The organism is Ruegeria sp. BE10 (assembly GCF_056538905.1).
The window spans coordinates 15,341-31,697 of sequence record NZ_JBQFTX010000008.1; the positions used below are offsets into that span (position 1 = coordinate 15,341).

General features: G+C 58.8%; 14 protein-coding genes. 8 read left to right on the plus strand and 6 right to left on the minus strand.

What is annotated here, in order from left to right; translation table 11 throughout:
* Positions 1–79 precede the first annotated feature (79 nt).
* Both ACR0M2_RS16385 and amaB read left to right on the plus strand, forming a co-directional pair.
* On the plus strand, positions 80–1,186 hold the full coding sequence (locus ACR0M2_RS16385; RefSeq protein WP_480706080.1) for a saccharopine dehydrogenase family protein: 1,107 nt from the start codon (positions 80–82) through the stop codon (positions 1,184–1,186).
* 3 nt (positions 1,187–1,189) lie between these two features.
* Positions 1,190–2,701, plus strand: a complete 1,512-nt coding sequence (amaB, locus tag ACR0M2_RS16390; RefSeq protein WP_170413133.1) for an L-piperidine-6-carboxylate dehydrogenase — start codon at positions 1,190–1,192, stop codon at positions 2,699–2,701.
* A gap of 36 nt (positions 2,702–2,737) precedes the next feature.
* On the opposite strand, the gene ACR0M2_RS16395 is transcribed toward amaB, so the two are convergent.
* A complete protein-coding gene (locus ACR0M2_RS16395; RefSeq protein WP_226689684.1) occupies positions 2,738–4,315 on the minus strand; it encodes a DUF5928 domain-containing protein in 1,578 nt (525 codons plus the stop codon).
* 140 nt (positions 4,316–4,455) lie between these two features.
* Here ACR0M2_RS16395 and ACR0M2_RS16400 point away from each other — a divergent pair, with 140 nt between their 5' ends.
* The gene (locus ACR0M2_RS16400; protein ID WP_425082266.1) at positions 4,456–5,274 is read left to right on the plus strand and encodes a sulfotransferase family protein; all 819 of its coding nucleotides are present in this window, start codon (positions 4,456–4,458) and stop codon (positions 5,272–5,274) included.
* Between the two features lie 164 nt (positions 5,275–5,438).
* On the opposite strand, the gene ACR0M2_RS16405 is transcribed toward ACR0M2_RS16400, so the two are convergent.
* Both ACR0M2_RS16405 and ilvD read right to left on the minus strand, forming a co-directional pair.
* The gene (locus ACR0M2_RS16405; RefSeq protein WP_425082265.1) at positions 5,439–5,891 is read right to left on the minus strand and encodes an NUDIX hydrolase; all 453 of its coding nucleotides are present in this window, start codon (positions 5,889–5,891) and stop codon (positions 5,439–5,441) included.
* A 92-nt stretch (positions 5,892–5,983) separates the two neighbouring features.
* Positions 5,984–7,816 carry a dihydroxy-acid dehydratase gene (gene ilvD, locus ACR0M2_RS16410; protein WP_480706083.1) on the minus strand — a complete coding sequence of 611 codons (1,833 nt, stop codon included), beginning with the start codon at positions 7,814–7,816 and terminating at the stop codon, positions 5,984–5,986.
* A 106-nt stretch (positions 7,817–7,922) separates the two neighbouring features.
* Between ilvD and ACR0M2_RS16415 the strand changes: the two genes are divergently transcribed.
* From ACR0M2_RS16415 to ACR0M2_RS16430, 4 genes are all read left to right on the plus strand, one after another.
* Positions 7,923–8,486, plus strand: a complete 564-nt coding sequence (locus ACR0M2_RS16415) for a helix-turn-helix domain-containing protein (RefSeq protein WP_480706249.1) — start codon at positions 7,923–7,925, stop codon at positions 8,484–8,486.
* 29 nt (positions 8,487–8,515) lie between these two features.
* Positions 8,516–8,785: a CBU_0592 family membrane protein gene (locus ACR0M2_RS16420; protein ID WP_170351845.1), complete on the plus strand. Its 270-nt coding sequence runs from the start codon at positions 8,516–8,518 to the stop codon at positions 8,783–8,785.
* An 80-nt stretch (positions 8,786–8,865) separates the two neighbouring features.
* Positions 8,866–9,720, plus strand: a complete 855-nt coding sequence (sseA, locus tag ACR0M2_RS16425; protein ID WP_170379352.1) for a 3-mercaptopyruvate sulfurtransferase — start codon at positions 8,866–8,868, stop codon at positions 9,718–9,720.
* Positions 9,720–10,904 (plus strand): amino acid aminotransferase, encoded by a 1,185-nt coding sequence (locus ACR0M2_RS16430; protein WP_170351847.1) that lies wholly within the window; start codon positions 9,720–9,722, stop codon positions 10,902–10,904. The genes sseA and ACR0M2_RS16430 overlap by 1 nt, the downstream gene beginning before the upstream one ends.
* A 71-nt stretch (positions 10,905–10,975) precedes the next feature.
* Here the strand turns inward: ACR0M2_RS16430 and ACR0M2_RS16435 are convergent, their stop codons facing one another.
* Both ACR0M2_RS16435 and ACR0M2_RS16440 read right to left on the minus strand, forming a co-directional pair.
* Complete coding sequence (locus tag ACR0M2_RS16435) at positions 10,976–12,304, minus strand: ammonium transporter (RefSeq protein WP_170399364.1); 1,329 nt, start codon at positions 12,302–12,304, stop codon at positions 10,976–10,978.
* A 33-nt stretch (positions 12,305–12,337) separates the two neighbouring features.
* The gene (locus ACR0M2_RS16440) at positions 12,338–12,676 is read right to left on the minus strand and encodes a P-II family nitrogen regulator (RefSeq protein WP_170351849.1); all 339 of its coding nucleotides are present in this window, start codon (positions 12,674–12,676) and stop codon (positions 12,338–12,340) included.
* A gap of 250 nt (positions 12,677–12,926) precedes the next feature.
* Here ACR0M2_RS16440 and ACR0M2_RS16445 point away from each other — a divergent pair, with 250 nt between their 5' ends.
* On the plus strand, positions 12,927–15,110 hold the full coding sequence (locus ACR0M2_RS16445; RefSeq protein ID WP_170399375.1) for a transglycosylase domain-containing protein: 2,184 nt from the start codon (positions 12,927–12,929) through the stop codon (positions 15,108–15,110).
* 62 nt (positions 15,111–15,172) lie between these two features.
* Here ACR0M2_RS16445 and leuB read toward each other — a convergent pair whose 3' ends face one another.
* Positions 15,173–16,276, minus strand: coding sequence for a 3-isopropylmalate dehydrogenase (leuB, locus tag ACR0M2_RS16450; protein ID WP_170361851.1), 1,104 nt, complete (start codon positions 16,274–16,276; stop codon positions 15,173–15,175).
* Positions 16,277–16,357: the final 81 nt, after the last annotated feature.

Genomic DNA, 16,357 nt, shown 5'->3' on the forward strand with positions numbered 1-16,357 from the left:
CGCGTTTTCGTCAAGAATACCCCTGCGGATCGAACAGCCCACCCCTCATACTTTTCCTAAACGAAAGAGGAGGCGCGTTTTGAGCTGGAACATTTGTGTCATAGGGGCAGGTAAGATTGGTCAGATGATCGCCAGCCTGCTGCAAGCATCGTCGAATTACTCGGTCACCGTTGCCGACCGCGATCTGGCGGCGTTATCGGTGCTTAATAAACAGGGGATTGCGACCCGGCAGATCGATGTGGGGGATGAGGCACAACTGACCCAAGGACTGTCTGGGTTTGATGCCGTAATCTCAGCTGCTCCGTTCTTTTTGACGCCGAAGATTGCCAAGGCGGCCAAGACCGCCGGGGCACACTACTTTGACCTGACCGAAGACGTTGCAGCCACCAATGCGGTGCGCGAATTGGCCGAAGACAGCGATACCGCCTTCATGCCGCAATGCGGTCTGGCTCCGGGCTTCGTTGGCATTGCTGGCGCGTCGCTGGCGGCCGAATTTGATGAGCTGGACAGTCTGCACATGCGGGTGGGGGCGCTGCCGCTCTATCCGACCAACGCGATGAAATACAATCTGACCTGGTCGACAGACGGGCTGATCAACGAGTACTGCAACCCCTGCGATGCCATCGTGAATGGCGAGCGCGTGAAAACCGCGCCGCTGGAAGATTACGAAGTGCTGGGCCATGACGGGGTGGAATACGAATGCTTCAACACCTCCGGCGGGTTGGGCACGCTGCCCGAAACGCTTGAGGGTAAGGCGCGGGCGGTATCCTATCGCTCGATCCGCTATCCCGGCCATTGCGATATCCTGAAGCTGCTGCTCAAGGATCTGGAGCTGGAGCGCCGCCGCGACCTGCTGAAGGACATCTTCGAGACCGCGCTGCCGCGCACCGATCAGGATGTGGTGCTGGTCTATTGCACTGCCAAGGGCCTGATTGACGGTGCGCTGCGCGAGAAATCCCTGATCAACAAAAGCTTTGCCCGCACCCTCAACGGACAGGTCTGGAGCGCCATTCAGGTCACCACCGCCGCAGGCGTTCTGGGCGTGGTCGACCTGATGCGCACCGGGGGACTGCCCGCAAAAGGATTTATCCGGCAGGAACAGGTGAACCTGTCCGATTTCCTCAACACTGAATTTGGCCGACTCTATCGCGCCGGCGACGTAACTGAACAGAACAAGGCGGCCTGAGATATGAAAGACATCGTGATGACTGCGCAAACCACCCTGGCAAATCTGGACCTGACCGAGGCCGAACTGACCGGCGGCACGCTCAAGGTGACCTCGCCGATTGACGGTAGCCTGCTGGCCGAGGTGCATGAGACCCCAGCTTCCGACATGGAGGCCATCCTTGCCCGTTCGAAAATGGCCTTCAAGGCATGGCGCACCGTGCCCGCGCCGCGCCGGGGCGAGTTGATCCGTCTGCTGGGCGAGGAATTGCGCGCCGCCAAGGACGATCTGGGCGCGCTGGTCAGCTGGGAGGCCGGCAAGATCACCTCGGAAGGTCTGGGCGAAGTGCAGGAGATGATCGACATCTGCGATTTTGCCGTTGGTCTGTCGCGCCAGCTATACGGTCTGACCATTGCCTCGGAACGGCCCGGCCACCGGATGATGGAGACATGGCACCCGGCGGGTCCGGTGGGCGTAATCTCGGCCTTCAATTTCCCCGTCGCAGTCTGGTCGTGGAACGCAGCGCTTGCGCTGGTGTGTGGCGATCCGGTGATCTGGAAGCCGTCCGAGAAGTCCCCGCTGACGGCAATGGCCTGTCAGAAAATCTTTGAACGTGCACTGGCCCGGTTCGGCGACGCGCCCGAAGGCTTGTTGCAAACCCTGATCGGCGGCGCCGCGCTGGGCGAGGCGCTGGTGGCCAGCGAGGATGTGCCGGTGATCTCGGCCACGGGTTCAACCCGTATGGGCCGCGCAGTGGCCCCCATCGTGGCGCAACGGTTCGGCAAATGCATTCTGGAACTGGGCGGCAACAACGCAATGATTGTCGGTCCGTCGGCCGACTTGGAAATGGCAGTGCGGGCGATTGTCTTTTCGGCTGTGGGCACCGCGGGTCAGCGTTGTACCACACTGCGCCGTCTGATTGTGCATAGCTCGATCCGTGAAGAATTGGTGAGCCGTTTGAAGAAGGCCTATGCTGGTTTGCCCATTGGCAACCCGCTGGCTGAGGGCACCTTGATTGGCCCGCTGATCGACGAAGCCTCGGGTGCGGCCATGACCGCAGCCCTGAAAGCTGCAGAAGCCGAAGGCGGCACCGTATTCGGCGGCAACCGTGTGACCGAAGGCGTGCCTGCCGGGGTCTATATGGCACCCGCCATCGTCGAAATGCCCGGCCAAAGCGATGTGGTGAAGACCGAAACCTTTGCTCCGATCCTCTATGTCATGGGTTATGACGATTTTGACGATGCGATCGAGATTCAGAATGACGTACCGCAAGGACTGTCGTCGTGCGTGTTCACCCTGAACATGCGTGAGGCCGAGCAGTTTTTGACCGCAGCCGGGTCGGATTGCGGAATTGCCAACGTAAATATCGGACCTTCGGGTGCCGAGATCGGTGGCGCATTTGGCGGCGAAAAGGAAACCGGTGGCGGGCGCGAAAGCGGCTCGGACGCGTGGAAGGCCTATATGCGGCGTCAGACCAATACGGTGAACTACTCAGCCGAACTGCCGCTGGCCCAAGGCGTGAAGTTCGACATCTGATTGACCCTTCCGGCGGCATCGGCAGGTGCCGCCGGATCAGTCTGCAAACAGATAATCCAGTCTCATCACGGCCTGCGCCTTGTCTTCTGGGACATTCAGAAATTCAGCCATTACCTCTTCGTTTTCAGCCCGCGTATTGGCCTCGCGGATACGCAAGTATCCTTCGAACCCCGCACCCCGGATCAACTCGGATTCATAGGCCAGCGAATTGCGCAAGGCCGGCACAAGGCGCGCCACGGTTTCCGATGGGCTGTTTTCTCCGGCCAGACCGACCCGCCGCGCATGGCCGATCAGGTAATCGTCAGAATAGTCGCATTCGATCTCAAGAACCCGGGTCCTGACCTGGTCCGAGCAGAAATCCTGAATGATATCCAGATTTGCCGGGTCCACACACAGTACCAGCTTGTCGGTCTGGAAATGATCGAACAACATCCGCACGACCGCGCGCCGGTGGCGGGAGCGCTTGGTTAGCGTCGTCTCGATACCGCCAAGATTAGGCAGAAGGGTGTCTTCTTCATTGAACAGGTATTCGACACAAGGAATGTCAGTCTCGGACGTGATCTGATCGACCAGACGCTTGGCCACGTGCCATTTTTTGCACGCAATTAGATATAGTTCGCGTTCGGGACCCAAGGTATTCCCGGCCTCCCAAAAGCGCTGCCCAAAGCGGCGGCCAACGCGCCCGCGCCCGGTTAGAAACCCATAGAGGTTTCGCCCTTCATCCGAGATTTGGAACTCGACCCCTTCGCTGGCATAGAGCTGGCCCAGCCTCTCTTTCAACTCATGCGCCTCGGGGCTGATCTTGCGGGCAAACATGTAATCCTGCCCCAGCAGCATGTCGTAGTGATCGTTGTAAAAGGTCACCGGCATCCCGTAATCCGAGAACATTAGGAAAGTGGGGGTGCGGTTCTCAATCTCTTCCTTGGGGATCAGATGGCGGACTAGGGTCTGGAAAAACGTCTCATCCGGGATCCAGGTGGTCGAGAAAAAGCGGACCACATCCGGGCGCTGTTGCAGGAGATCAAGGATCATCTCGACCGTGCGGCGGCGCAGGCACCACCACTGACTGCCGATCATAACTTGGATGTCTGCGGGGATATCGCGCGTCAGGTCAAAGCGTTTTTGCAGGTTGTATGCGGCATAGAACCGCTTGCTCTGGGTGCGTTCGTTGAAGAAATGACGGTAAATTAGCCGGTCTTCCTTCATACCGGTTTTGATCCAGTTGCTGGCAAAGAAATCGTGGCTTTCCACAAAATCCTTGTCGTTTTCGTCCAGAAACCAATGGATGTACTCGGCGGTTTTGATCGCCATGCAATCGCCAGACAGCATGTAGAAATGGGTGACCCGTGGAAACGCATCCACCGCAGCCTGCACGGCATTCAGGGTCGCCTGCACCAAAGACCACTCGCCCCAGCCGCATTTGATGCGCTTGGCGGCAAAAGCCACATTTGGATTATCTTTCAACGCGCTGCGAATACGGTCATAGGCCACCGCGCTGGCGCGCGCGTCAAAATGGATGGCCATGCAGTCGCCTGCGGCTGTCAGTTGCTCGGCCTGCGCGATGATTGCGTCAGGGTCCTTGTGGCACAATAGAATATAGGCAATTTTTGCCATATTGCGTCTGTAACGTCCGTTTCTGCCTGTTTGCTCTCTGATACTGAGGATGAGCGATTGAATAAACAGAATATTTTTGGTTCTTTATGAGCCTAGGCGGGCGCGTGTGGTTATTTTGACCCGCTGAGGAGGCATTGCAGATGGGTTTTCCCGGTACATGGATGACCGAGAGTGAGAGTATGGTGTACCGTGTTGTGCCGAAATGTGCGTGCTCGACCATCGGGCAGATTATGTACTACTCGGACCACGGTCGGTTTTTCGACGGCGATATTCATGACGCCAAGGACGGTATGCACAAATGGGCCTTTGCCGACAGCCAGGCCCGGATTTCCGGCAATATTCGCAAACACGCCTCATACTCTTTTACCTGTGTGCGCAATCCGTACACCCGGATACTCAGCTCGTTCTTCGACAAGATTTGCGGTATTCAGCGCAATGGCAGCCGGTATCGGGGCAATCTGGTGCCGACGCTGATCTATAATTACGGGATCGAAGTGGGCGGCGATGACGGCAAGGGCGAGTTTGACCAGATCGCCAGTTTTCGCCGCTTTTTGCTGTTTGCGCGGGATACGATCCGCTGGCGCCGACCGATGGACCCGGACATTCACTGGTCAGCCGTGTCAGGGCATGTCTCGACTTTCATCGTAAATGGTGGACGCTACGACAACATTTTCTGGACCGAGAAATTCAATGACGGAATGCAGGGGGTGCTGGACAATCTGGACACACCTCACGCGGTCAGCCTTTCAGATATTCCACGGTTCAACGAATCCGAAGGGCATGGCCCCAAACGTGCGCATCCGGTCGAGGATTATTTCGACGATCTGTCCATGCATTTGGTCTACGAAATCTACAAACAGGATTTCGAACTGTTCCGATACGATTTTGAGAACCCGGCAAATAAGATGCCGATTGGTGAGATTGATCTGGACGAAGTTCACGCCAAACTAGGCGATTGACCTGCCATAAGGCAGGCACTTCCGCCTGTCGTCAATGTCTCTGACGAGACGTCTCCTCTAGTTGGGCCCGGCGCTGCGCACTGCGCGGCGCCGGGCCCAAGGCCGAACGTAGCGTCGGCGTAGCCGATGGTGCGGGTCGGGCGCGGGAGGCTGTCTGAGAAGACTCAGGTAACGATCAGTTCGCGTTTCAGACCGATAGGGTACAAATTTGGTCCGCTATCCGTATCGAGTTCACTGAGGTCGCGCCAACTGGCTCTGCACATGAGTCCGTTGTCCTCGGCAAAGGTGATCGCATGTTTTGGTAGGGCAGATGGATTTGACAGAGTCACTTCTGTGGCGAAAATTATCTCGTGCCCCAGCTGGCCTTCGTGGCGATAAATGTTCTCCAAAACCAAAGGCGCGCCGGAAATCTGAATGTCAACGCCAAGCTCCTCGTGAAATTCGCGTTTCAGCGCGTCCTGCCAAGTTTCGCCGAACTCAACTGTACCGCCAAGCGGACGGACACCTTTCAGATTGCCACTGTCGTCATGGACGTCGGCGACCAAGAGACTGGGACCTCTCCATAGCAAGCCGATCGCCTTGACCCGAATGCCTTGATACGGACGCCAAATCGTCATCAGAGCTCCTTTTGATCAAGTTGGCATTCAAAAATGAAAAGGCCCCGCTGTGCAATACAGCGAGGCCTATAATCTACCTACCGCAACCCGGTTCAGACCTGACGCACGGCTCCTTTCGCCGCGCTGGTTGTCAGCTTGGCATAGGCCTTCAGTGCGGTCGACACCTTGCGCTTGCGTGGCTCGGCCGGCACCCAGCCCTTTTCGTCCTGCTCTTCGCGCCGTGCTGCAAGTTCTTCGTCTGATACGGCCAGATGGATGCTGCGGTTCGGGATGTCGATCTCGATCTTGTCGCCCGGGCGCACCAGTCCGATCTCACCGCCCTCGGCGGCTTCGGGTGAGACGTGGCCAATCGACAGGCCCGATGTACCGCCCGAGAACCGACCGTCAGTCAGCAGGGCGCAGGCTTTGCCCAGACCTTTGGATTTCAGATACGAGGTCGGATACAGCATTTCCTGCATCCCCGGACCGCCGCGCGGGCCTTCATAGCGGATCACCACGACGTCGCCCGCTACGACTTTGCCGGTCAGAATGTCATTGACCGCCTGATCCTGACTTTCGCAGACATAGGCCGATCCGGTGAAGGTCAGGCTGGCGGGATCAACGCCTGCAGTTTTCACGATACAGCCGTCCCGAGCGATATTGCCAAACAAAACCGCCAGACCGCCATCCTGGCTGAAGGCATGCTCTTTCGACCGGATTACACCGCCTTCGCGGTCGATATCCAGTTCCTTGTACCGGTTCGATTGGCTGAAGGCTTGGGTGGTGCGCACGCCCCCCGGGGCGGCCTTGAACAGCTCTTGCGCTTTGGGGTTGTTGGCGACCTTGATGTCCCAATTCGCGATTGCCTCACCCATCGTGGCGGAATGCACGGTGGCGCAATCTTCGTGCAGCAGCCCCGCTCGGCCAAGCTCACCCAGGATCGAGAAGATACCCCCGGCGCGGTGAACGTCTTCCATGTGTACGTTTTCAGTGTTTGGTGCCACCTTGCACAGGCAGGGGACTTTGCGGCTAAGGCGGTCCATGTCGGACATGGTGAAATGCACCTCGCCTTCATGCGCGATGGCCAGCAGGTGAAGAACCGTGTTGGTCGATCCACCCATGGCAATGTCGAGGCTCATGGCGTTTTCAAACGCCTCAAAGGTTGCGATCTCGCGCGGCAGGAAGCCTTTTTCGTTCAGATCATAATGGCGTTTTGTGATCTCGACGATGCGGCGACCGGCCTCAAGGAACAGCTCTTTGCGGTCGGCGTGCGTGGCCAGGGTCGAACCGTTGCCGGGCAGCGCCAGACCCAGCGCTTCGGCCAGGCAGTTCATCGAGTTGGCGGTGAACATGCCCGAGCATGACCCGCAGGTGGGGCAGGCATTTTCTTCGATATGCTGCACCTGTTCGTCAGTGTATTTGTCATCAGCGGCGGCAACCATCGCGTCGACGAGGTCGATCTTTTTGACGTCCAGATCAGCGATGTCGATCTTGCCCGCTTCCATCGGACCGCCCGAGACGAAGATGGCCGGGATGTTCAGGCGCATAGCGGCCATCAGCATGCCAGGGGTGATCTTATCGCAGTTCGAGATGCAGACCATCGCATCGGCGCAGTGGGCGTTGACCATATATTCCACCGAATCCGCGATCACCTCACGCGAGGGCAGCGAATACAGCATTCCGTCATGGCCCATGGCGATACCGTCATCCACCGCAATGGTGTTGAACTCCTTGGCGACGCCGCCTGCTGCCTCAACCTCACGCGCGACCATCTGGCCCAAGTCCTTCAGGTGAACGTGGCCGGGAACGAACTGGGTGAACGAGTTGACGATGGCGATGATCGGTTTGCCGAAATCGTCATCCTGCATACCGGTTGCGCGCCACAGGCCGCGGGCACCGGCCATGTTGCGGCCATGGGTGGAGGTTCTGGATCGGTACATTGGCATGATGCTGTTTCCCTTTTGCCCCGGTTGCGATATGCGGGATGTGTGCGTTATAGCGCACGTACCACATGTGCGCTATAACGCACAAGAGGATTCGAAAGACGATCAGATGGCACCGGACGATATTACACTGAAACTGCGGGATGTGCGGGCGGCCTCGGGGCTGAGCCTGTCGAAGGTGGCTGAGATGACCGGCGTTAGCAAAGCCATGCTGGGCCAGATCGAGCGTGGCGAATCCAGCCCGACCATCGCGACGCTGTGGAAGATTGCCAAAGGGTTTCAACTGCCCCTCAGCGCATTGATCGGCACGGCGGCACTGCGCGATACGACAACGCCTGACGTGTTTCGCACGGTGACCTTTCCAGGCAGCATCGAAGTTAAGATCGTCTTTCCCTTTGACCCCGCATTACGGGCCGAGACATTTCATGTGGAACTTGCGCCGAACCAAAGCCACGAATCCGCCGCCCACGCGACTGGCGTGACGGAAGAGGTCTTTGTCCTGAACGGCGCGCTTGAGATTTTGCGTGATGGGGAGTGGGTGGCGCTTGAGGCGGGACAGGGCCTGCGATTTGCGGCGGACCTGCCGCATGGCTATCGCGCCGGTGATCAAGGGGCTGTTTTTTTGAACATGCACCATTATGCACAATTGGATGCGCTGGCCGCGATCGGCTGAACCTGACCCCACATAGTAATAGGCAAGATATGGGCGCTTTTCTGGAAACTCTAACACTGGCGGACGCGATTGGCTCAATCGGTGCTTTGGTCGTGGTGGCTGCGTATTTTGCCACTCAGATGCGGATGATGAATTCGGACGATCTGGCATTCCCGGTGCTGAACCTCGCCGGGTCGATCCTGATCGTCTATTCGCTGCTTCAGAATTTCAATCTGGCGTCGATGTTGATCGAATCCTTCTGGATTCTGATCAGTATGATCGGGATCGTTCAGTTTTTCCGTCTCAGGCGCGCGCGTTAGGCGGGCTAGGCCCCATCCAGTCTTGAACCCGAATGCGTGCGCGTATAGGGAAAACTCAAGCTCGCTTAGGGGAGGCTTTGATGCTGGACGATCCGAAAACACTCGTTTCCACCGAATGGCTTGCCGCCCATATCAAGGATCCTGATTTACGGATTCTGGACGGGTCATGGTATCTGCCGCAACAGGGGCGGGATGCTAAGGCGGAATATGATGCCGCCCATATTCCCGGCGCGCGGTTCTTCGATATCGATGATATATCCGATCAGCGTTCGGACTTGCCGCATATGGCACCACCGGTCGAAAAATTCATGTCGCGCTTGCGGGCGATGGGTGTGGGGGATGGACATCAGGTCGTGGTCTATGACGGTGCCGGGTTGATGTCTGCGGCGCGGGTCTGGTGGCTGTTTCGCCTGATGGGTCAGGAAAACGTCGCCGTTTTGGACGGCGGCTTGCCGAAATGGCAGGCTGAGGGTCGCGAAATCGAAGACCTGCCGCCGATCATTCGGGATCGCCATATGACCGTACGAGTGCAAAACCATTTGGTACGGGATGTGACGCAGGTATCGGCCGCAGCCAAACTCGCCGATCATGAGATTATCGATGCCCGATCCGCCGCCCGCTTTGCCGGAACTGCGGCTGAGCCGCGCGAAGGTTTGCGGTCGGGGCATATTCCGGGGTCGCGCAACGTGCCTTTTGACCTGTTGCTGAACAAGAATGGTACGATGAAATCGCCCGACGATTGCCGCGCTGTGTTCGAAGCCGCGGGTGTGGACCTGTCAAAGCCCGCGATCACATCCTGCGGGTCGGGCGTGACCGCCGCCATCCTCAGCCTGGCGTTGGAACGCTTGGGCAAGAAAGATCATTCGCTTTATGACGGCTCCTGGGCTGAATGGGGTGCCTTCCCGACCCTGCCCGTCGCAACCGGAGAGAACTGATGTTCGAGAACCTCAAGCCGCAACCTGCCGACAAAATTCTGGCATTGGTGCAGATGTACCGCGAAGACCCGCGTGATCAAAAGATCGATTTGGGCGTCGGCGTCTACAAGAATGCCGAAGGCGTGACCCCGGTGATGCGCGCGGTGAAGGCCGCCGAAAAGCGCATTCTGGAAGAGCAGGAAAGCAAAGCCTATACCGGTCTGGCCGGTGACCCGGCTTATGCAGATGCGATGATCGGCCTGATCCTGGGCACGTCTGTGCCACGCGGTAACATCGCTGCCGTGGCCACCCCGGGCGGCACCGGAGCCTGCCGTCAGGCGTTCGAATTGATCCGCATGGCCAACCCATCGGCGCGCGTTTTCGTGTCGAACCCGACATGGCCGAACCACCTGTCGATTCTGAACTATCTGGGAATGGAGATGGTCCCCTATCGCTATTTCGACGGCGATACCCGTGGCGTCGACTTCGATGGCATGATCGAGGATCTCAAGACGGCCAAGGCGGGTGACGTGGTGCTGTTGCACGGCTGCTGCCACAACCCGACCGGCGCCAACCTGAACATGGTGCAGTGGCAAGAGGTCGTGAACCTGATCAACGAACGTGGTCTGGTAGCGATGATCGACATTGCCTATCAGGGCTTTGGCGACGGTCTGGAGGCGGACGCGCAGGCGGCCCGTCTGGTAGCCTCGTCGGTCAAGCGCTGCCTGATCGCGGCGTCGTGCTCGAAGAATTTCGGCATCTACCGCGAACGTACCGGCCTGTTGATGGCGATCAGTGATGATGCGGCGCAGACAGCCTTGAATCAGGCTACGCTGGCCTTCCTGAACCGCCAGAATTATTCCTTCCCGCCCGATCACGGTGCACGTGTGGTGACCACCATCTTGAATGACGACGCCCTGCGCGCCGATTGGGCTGCTGAGCTCGAAGATGTTCGCCTGTCCATGCTGGGCCTGCGTCAGCAACTGTCGGATGAATTGCAGCGGCTGAGCGGCTCGGACCGCTTTGGTTTCATTGCTCAGCACCGCGGCATGTTCTCGCGCCTGGGTGCGGCTCCGGAACTGGTCGAGAAACTGCGCGACGATCACGGTATCTACATGGTCGGCGACAGCCGCCTGAACATCGCCGGCCTGAACGCGACCACCGTGCCAATTCTGGCCAAGGCGATTGTCGACGTCGGGGTTTGAAATCCCGCAGTTTTAAAAAATGAAAACCCGGACGCGAACGCCCGGGTTTTTTGTTTGAGAGTGGTTGACTCTTAGCCTTTTGAAAACTCGGGATACGCTTCCATACCCAGTTCCGCCATGTCGAGGCCGTTGATCTCGTCCTCTTCGCTGACGCGGATGCCGACGGTGGCTTTCAGGATCATCCACAGGATCAGGGCTCCGACAAAGGTGAACACACCGTAGGCAATGATGCCGGTCAATTGTGTGATCAGCGTGGCCTCGCCGTAGAAGATGACGGCGATGGTGCCCCAGATACCGCAGAACAGGTGAACCGGGATGGCACCGACCACGTCGTCGATCTTGAACTTGTCCAGCATCGGAACCGCAAAGACCACGATGATACCGCCCACGGCACCGATCCACAGCGCACCGAACAGGGTCGGGGCCAGAGGCTCGGCCGTGATCGACACCAAACCGGCCAGTGCGCCGTTCAGTACCATGGTCAGGTCAGGCTTTTTGTACAACAGCTGGGTCATGATCAGCGCCGCGACAGCCCCCGAAGCGGCGGCCATGTTGGTGTTGGCAAAGATGCGCGACACGTCCGAGACATCCCCCACGGTGCCCATAGCCAATTGCGAGCCGCCGTTGAAGCCGAACCAGCCCAGCCACAGGATGAACGTTCCCAAGGTTGCCAGCGCCAGGTTCGAACCCGGGATCGGGTGGACCTTGCCGTCTTTGTTGTACTTGCCGATGCGCGGACCCAGGATGATGGCCCCGGCCAGAGCCGCCCAGCCACCGACCGAATGCACCACGGTCGAGCCAGCGAAGTCCGAGAATCCGGCTTCGGACAACCAGCCGCCGCCCCACTGCCACGAGCCTGTGATCGGGTACATGATACCGGTTAGCACCACAACGAAGGCCAAGAAGGGCCACAGCTTGATACGTTCGGCCACGGCACCCGAGACGATCGACGCGGTTGCGGCAACGAAGACCAGTTGGAAGAAGAAATCCGAACCGATTGAGGCATAATCCAGAGCCGCTGCATCGGCGCCGACGCCAACGGGATCAAGCACGGTGGTTGAGAAGAACGGACCAAGCCAGCCGGAGATGGACCAGCCATCGCCCGGATACATCAGGTTGAAGCCGATCAGCCAGTACATGATCGCGGCAATCGAAAACAACGCCACATTCTTGATCATCTGCATGGCCACGTTCTTGGAACGCACCAGCCCGCCTTCTAGCATGGCAAAGCCAGCAGCCATGAAGAAAACGAGGAAGCCGCCCATCAGGAACAGCAGAGTGGTAAAGATATACTGGGTGTGCAGCGCGGCCTCGCCTTCGACGGCAGCCTCTTGCGCCAGACCCATCTGCGGCAGCGCGACAATCGCGGCGGCAGGGATGAGAGATTTCATCAGGTTCATAGTCAGTCCTCGAATTTTTGGAATGGAGGGCACTTAAAGCGCCTCTTCGTTCATTTCCCCGGTCCGCACGCGCAGGGCCTGCTCGACATCGAGGACGAAAATCTTGCCGTCGCCGATCTTGCCGGTTCGGGCGGTTTTGGTGATGGTTTCGACGATCTGGTCGGCCATCGTGGCAGGCACCACAATCTCCAACTTGATTTTGGGCACGAAATTCACTGCGTATTCAGCGCCGCGATAGATTTCTGTGTGACCAGATTGAGAGCCAAAGCCCTTGATCTCGGTCACCATCATGCCTTGTAGGCCTGCGTCGGTCAGTGCCTCGCGCACCTCTTCAAGCTTGAACGGCTTGATTGTCGCAATAATCAGTTTCACGTTGGTCCCCTCTGCGGTCCGGTCTGTTTGCACCTGCAGAAAAAAGAGCGTGCCTGACCGCAGTAAGGAACGGGTAAGGAGGGACGACGCCGGGTGAATGCGTGGGGAAGTGCACAATTTTTGCACAAAAAGTAACAATTGAGTAATAAATAGGCACGCTATAGAGGGTGATTGCCGGAATTTCAGACCTCTACTTCACCGGCGTGGCATTGTATTGTGCCTCAAAACGATAACCGGGCAGAGTTTGAGCATGACTGAGTCCAGGCGCCGAAAGGCACCGCTTGTCGCGGATAAAAGATACCCGTCGAAAAGGCGCAAGCCGACGACGACCAAGCGCACCACGAAACCCGCGGGCAAGAAGGCGGCCGCGCGCAAAACGACGACGCGCAAGACCACGCGTAAGAAAACGCGCCGGAAATCCGGTGGCGGTGGTGGGGGTATTTTCCGCCGTTTCTTCCGGTGGGTCTGGCGGTTGATCTGGGGCATAACCTGGCGTGTCGGCGCGGTGGTTGCGATGCTGTTGGCGCTGGCTGTTGGAGTTGTCTACACCACGCTGCCAGATGTGAATGAACTGCTGGACGGTCGGGCGCGGGGGTCGGTCACGCTGTTGGACCGCAACGGCAAGGTCTTTGCTTGGCGCGGGGATCAGTTCGGCGGGGTGATCACGGCGGGCACTGTTTCACCGCACCTCAAAAACGCTGTCGTCGCCACCGAGGATAAGCGGTTCTATCGCCATTTCGGCGTCAGCCCCCGAGGTGTGGCCAGTGCTGTGCGCATCAACCTGAGCGAGGGGCGTGGGCCGCTGTCAGGCCATGGCGGATCAACCATCACGCAGCAGACAGCAAAGCTGTTGTGCTTGGGCGTGCCCTACGTGCCCAGCGAGTGGGAATCCGAGAAAGCATATGAATCGGACTGTCGCCAGGGATCATTGTGGCGCAAGGCCAAGGAAGCGGTCTATGCGATTGCGATGGAGGTCAAGTATTCCAAGGATGAGATTCTGACCATCTATCTCAACCGCGCGTTCCTTGGTGCCGGTGCCCGCGGGTTCGAGGCCGCAAGCCAGCGCTATTTCGGTATCTCTGCAGCCGAGGTGAACCCGGCGCAGGCGGCGATGCTGGCCGGTCTGCTGGTGGCCCCCACGCGTTATGCGCCCACGAACAACCTGCAACGCTCGCAGGATCGGGGGCGGCTGGTGCTAGGGCTGATGGAGGCGCAGGGCTATCTGACAACCGCGCAAGCCAGCAGTGCCCGCAGCAACCCCGCACAACTGTCCGAGGCCGCAGCAGCACGGGCCGGCGGGTATTTCGCCGATTGGGTCATTACCGAGCTGCCCAGTTACTTTGGGGCAGATACCACGGATGATGTGGTGATCAAGACGACCTTGGACCAGCGCTTGCAGAAATCGGCAGAAGAAGCGCTGAAATACATCTTTCAGGAGAAGGTTCGCGAAGGGTCCAAAGCGCAGGCCGCAATTGTGGTGATGTCGGCAGACGGCGCCGTACGCGCCATGGTCGGCGGGCGCCAAACGCGGGTCTCGGGTGCGTTCAACCGCGCCACGCAGGCATTGCGACAGACCGGGTCGTCCTTCAAGCCGTTTGTCTATGCCACTGCTTTGGAGCTGGGCTATTCACCGCTGGATACGGTTGTGGATGAGCCCTATTGCGTCAACATTCCAGGGTCCGGTCAGTGGTGTCCCAAGAACTATACCCACAAGTTCTATGGTCGGGTTACGCTGGCAGATGCACTGAAGAATTCGCTGAACATCCCGGCGGTGAAAGTGGCCGAAGTTGCCGGTCTGGACAATGTCCGCACGGTCGCCAGTGAGTTCGGCATCGACAGCGATCTGGCGCAGGGGCCGGCCTTGGCGCTGGGCGCGTCGGAAAGCACGCTGATCGAGATGACCGGTGCCTATGCCGGTATCCTCAATGGTGGCTCGGCCGTGGAACCCTATGGCCTGTCAGAGTTGAAGCTGCTGGAGGATGATACGCCGGTGATGGTGACCAGCTCGGGCATTGGTGAGCGGGTGATCAACGACAAGGCCGCCAAGCAGCTGACCTGGATGATGCAGCGTGTGGTGTCCGAGGGGACCGGCGCACGGGCGCAACTGCCGGGCTGGCAGGTGGCCGGTAAGACAGGCACGACGCAGGCGGCGCGGGATGCGTGGTTTATCGGATTTACAGCAGATTACGTGGCCGGTGTCTGGATGGGTTATGACGACAACACACCCCTGTCCGGAGTTACCGGGGGTGGGCTGCCCGCAGAGATCTGGAAAGAAACCATGCTGCGCGTGACCGAAGGTATGACACCCACACCGCTGCCGATGCTGGCCCCGGATCCACCTAAACAGGTAGCACAGCCGCAGCGACAACGCCGCAGGCAGGGTGGGTTTGAAAATGCCATCAACAATCTGCTGAACAATATCTTCGGCAACTGATGCACCAATAAAAAAGGCGGTGCGCGTGGCACCGCCTTTTATTTGTCTGATGTGAAAGCGGATCAGAGGCTGCTGTCCAGCGCCGCCAGAATCGCGTCACCCATTTCGGTGGTCGAGACTGGTTGAACGCCCTCATCGGCCAGCAAGTCACCGGTGCGGACACCGTCTGCCAGAACCTTCTCGATCGCGGCCTCCAGTCGATCCGCCTCTTCGCCCTGATCAAAGCTATAGCGCAGTGCCATGGCGAAGCTGAGGATACAGGCGATCGGGTTGGCTTTGCCCTGACCCGTGATATCGGGGGCCGAGCCGTGGACCGGTTCGTACATCGCCTTGGGGCGGCCATTGGCCATCGGTGCCCCCAAGGACGCCGACGGCAGCATGCCCAGCGAGCCGGTCAGCATCGCGGCACAATCCGACAGGATATCGCCGAACAGGTTGTCGGTCAGGATCACGTCAAATTGTTTGGGTGCCCGCACCAGCTGCATCGCGCCGTTGTCGGCATACATGTGCGACAGCTCGACCTCGGGGTATTCCTTGGCCACACGGTCCACGACCTCGCGCCACAAGATGCCCGATTCCATGACATTGGCCTTCTCCATCGAGCAGACCTTTTTGTTCCGGCGCATCGCCAGTTCAAAGGCCGAGCGCGCGGCGCGTTCGATCTCGGATTCGGTATAGCGCTGGGTGTTGATACCGACGCGCTCATTGCCTTCTTCGAAGATTCCCCGGGGTTCGCCGAAATAGACGCCCGAGGTCAGCTCGCGCACGATCATGATATCAAGACCGGCGACGATGTCTTTTTTCAGCGACGAGAAATCGGCCAGCGCGTCAAAGCACTGTGCAGGGCGCAGGTTGGAATACAGGTCCATTTCCTTGCGCAGTCGCAGCAACCCGCGTTCGGGCTTGAGGCTGAAATCCAGATCGTCGTATTTCGGACCACCAACAGCGCCCAGCAGAACGGCGTCAACTTCCTGCGCCTTGGCCATGGTCTCGTCCGACAGGGGCTTGCCGTGCGCGTCATAGGCCGCACCGCCCACCAGATCCTCGCTCACGTCAAAGTGAAGGCCGCGCTTTTCGCCGAACCAATCGATTACTCTGCGCACTTCGGCCATGACTTCGGGGCCAATTCCGTCTCCGGGCAGGATGAGGAGCGAGGGGTTGGACATGAAGGATCTCCTTGCGTTTCGTCGCAAAGGCCCTAGCGTCTGCGCCGCATCGGGTCAATGAGACGATCCGGCCAATTCACG